Origin of the sequence: Flavobacterium sp. (assembly GCF_044373165.1) — a bacterium.
Lineage (GTDB): Bacteria > Bacteroidota > Bacteroidia > Flavobacteriales > Flavobacteriaceae > Flavobacterium.
The window spans coordinates 1-3,017 of record NZ_JBILQL010000167.1; the positions used below are offsets into that span (position 1 = coordinate 1).

Consider the following 3,017-nt stretch of genomic DNA (forward strand, 5'->3'; position numbering starts at 1 on the left):
GCTGTTGGTATTTTTTACAAATACCACCGACTTTATTTACGTAAAGTTAAATTGGCCGAGGAACTTTTGGCCAAAGAGAAATTTGAAAAAGAAATGAACCGAGCGCATTATTACGAATTGGGGATTTTGAGTTTTGCTTCGGTGCTGAGCATCGCAACAATCCTTTTACTCTTCTCCATCCGCGGAATTTTAAAAGAGAAGCATCATACAAAACCTTAATCTAAACTCTTTGATAAGCGCACTTTTATCGAAATTTAGTATCTAAATCGACCAAATAAGCTATGGGCTGTCGAATTTAGTGACAGCTCTTTTTAACAGACCAGTAACAAATTTCACAATTCTCAATTTCTAAAGCCCTTCAGAAATTTGTAATTTCACACGAACGATTTCAAAACTTCGAATTATGGGGAACAATGAACAACTTCTAAGAACCTTAAAGTTAGGCCTTCGCATTTTACTCGCTGGCATGTTCTTTTTGTCAGCAATTGCAAAATTATATCCGAGTGCTCCATTAGCTTTGGGGACTTTTGAAGCGAAACAATTGATTCCAATGGGTTTCGACGAATCTGTTGCGCAGTATTTTTCACGTATTTTAATTGGGTGTGAATTGGCTTTGGGTTTCGGACTGCTTCAACCCCATTATTTCAAACGACTGGTCTTGCCGCTATCTTTTCTCATGTTGTTCGTTTTTTCATCGCAACTTACTTACGAAATAATTACCATTGGCAACAAAGGTAATTGTGGTTGTTTTGGCGCATTATTACCCATGACACCAGTTCAAGCACTAGTAAAAAACATACTCGCCATGGGAATGCTGGTCTATCTATTTGTTGCGAGTAAAAAAGAGGAAGACAAGTTTGATCATTTCTTGATATTGACAATCATCTTGGCTTCTGTATTGGCCATTTTTATGGTTGGGCCTATCCAACAGAAAACCAAGGTCATGCCTGTTATTCATGGAACAATCAACGAGCCAGACACCGCAACCACGGTGATGGATACGCTTGTCACCTCCACAAATTCAAAAACAGTGAAGGATACTATCCCTGTAGTAAAAGAACCAAAATCAAAGAAATCAGGGTTTAGCAATCTCTTCCCAGACATTGACAAAGGCAAGAAAATCTTGTGTTTTTTTGCGCCGGGATGTGACCATTGTAAGGAAACCGCGAAGCAACTCACCAAAATGAAAAAATCAATTGCTGGATTCCCTGAAATACGTATTATTTTTATGGATGAAGAAGCCGAATTGATTCCAGATTTCTTTGCATTTGCAGGTGCGGAATACGCGTATTTGGTGTTAGATGTCGTAACATTTTGGAAGACACTCGGCAGCTCAAAAGATACTCCGGGTGTTATGTACTATTGGAATGGTAACCTAATCAAAGAGTACAACGGCATTGCTGAAAAGAAATTCAAAGATGTGGAGTTTAAGAAAGTGGTGGTGAAGCCTTGGGAGTAATTGGTTATGAATTATGAGTTACTAATTACCGTAGGTATCAAATTGTCGCACACACCAAAATAGTATAGGCTACAATTTGCTGAAAGCTACAATTTTTCTAACCAGTGATAATGTTCAAAACGAACAATAAAAACACAATTGCCCCAAGGATAATCCATAAGTCGCGGTTCATAGTGTCCTTTATAACTTCTTGTGCCTGACTTTTTTTTGATGCCGTCTTCAATTCAGATTCAGGTTTTGAGATTGGTTTTGACACCTTTATTGGTTCTCCTTTAGTCACATTAAGCTGCCCATGAATATGGTACTCCCAATCGTAAGTCGCTGAAGCTCCAAATCGCACCTTATCCCCCGCTTGAAGAATGACAGGATCCGAAATTGATTTGCCATTCACGAATGTATGAGAGCGTGAACCAAGATCGGTGAGGAATACATTGTCTTCGTTGTCAATGAAAATCTCAGCGTGCGCTGCACCAATATCGGAATCAAGGAAACGTATATCATTTTCTTCCGCCTGACCAATACGCAGTATTTTCGGTCCTTTCATCATATCTCTAACATTAGATTCATCAATTCACTCTGCAAAGTAAAGGGAATATTGCATATCGAAAAAACCATGACTGAAAAAATTCGAGGCTAATCACTCCATTAAGAGTTTCAATGTGCGTCGGGAAATGAAATTAATGCGCCCTCAAAGCAGTTATTCCGGATGTTAAGTGGGATTTTTCAATGCGCGTTATACTTATTTAGCTCATACTTTTAGTATGAGATTATTTTTCTTCGAAAACCTAAGAACCTTATTTGAAAGTCACAAAATAAATGGGTCTTTGCGTTGAATAGAAATGTTCCAATTACAGTATTCAATTGTATTTTGATGTATGATTCAATTAGAAACATGCAATCTATTCAACTAAATGGCAAACTCCTCTAAAAATCCTTGGAGCAGGCAGATTTGATTCTGTGCACGTTGGCGATTGTGCATTGGGAAATCGATGCGATAATAGCAATCACCATTCAGAAAATCAGTAAGAAATCGAAGTGCTTGTACCAAGATCACCGCAGCACACGCCAACTCCATTGATTCAAACTCCAAATTCGTTAAATGTTGCCGCATATTGACTAAATAGGCAGATTTCAAATTCTGATAGACACCTGCATTAAACACGCCATTTCCCTGATCATCTTCTGAATGGATATTGCAAAAAGAACGCACCATATCTCCAAAATCATAAAGCACTGTTCCTGGCATGAGGGTATCCAAGTCAATAAGCGCTGCAACACTTGATTTTCCATGATGAAACAAGAAATTGCTCAACTTCGGGTCGCCATGAATGATGCGTATTGGCAATTTCGGCTGAATATTGATGAACCGCTGAATGAGTTCTCGATGTGCCTGAGCAAAGGCAATTTCATCCTTGGCCAAAGCTTGTCTGTCAAGTGATGAGTTGCCCAATGCTTGATCAAATTGCGTCAAACGGGCCGAAAAATTGGTGAATTCAGGGAGGTGTATTTTCAGCTCAGCTGGATTCATTTCCGTGAGCGTTGCATGAAATTCACCCAA

The 3,017-nt window shown here is 38.9% G+C and carries 4 protein-coding genes; 2 read left to right on the forward strand and 2 right to left on the reverse strand.

What is annotated here, in order from left to right; translation table 11 throughout:
• Both ACIQ32_RS12420 and ACIQ32_RS12425 read left to right on the forward strand, forming a co-directional pair.
• Nucleotides 1–219 (forward strand): hypothetical protein (locus tag ACIQ32_RS12420; RefSeq protein ID WP_396195990.1); only part of this gene is annotated, 219 nt, incomplete at its 5' end.
• A 184-nt stretch (nt 220–403) separates the two neighbouring features.
• Nucleotides 404–1,459 carry a TlpA family protein disulfide reductase gene (locus ACIQ32_RS12425; RefSeq protein WP_396195991.1) on the forward strand — a complete coding sequence of 352 codons (1,056 nt, stop codon included), beginning with the start codon at nt 404–406 and terminating at the stop codon, nt 1,457–1,459.
• Between the two features lie 97 nt (nt 1,460–1,556).
• On the opposite strand, the gene ACIQ32_RS12430 is transcribed toward ACIQ32_RS12425, so the two are convergent.
• On the reverse strand, nt 1,557–2,006 hold the full coding sequence (locus tag ACIQ32_RS12430) for an FHA domain-containing protein (protein ID WP_396195992.1): 450 nt from the start codon (nt 2,004–2,006) through the stop codon (nt 1,557–1,559).
• A 360-nt stretch (nt 2,007–2,366) separates the two neighbouring features.
• Nucleotides 2,367–3,017 (reverse strand): phosphotransferase enzyme family protein (locus ACIQ32_RS12435; protein ID WP_396195993.1); only part of this gene is annotated, 651 nt, incomplete at its 5' end.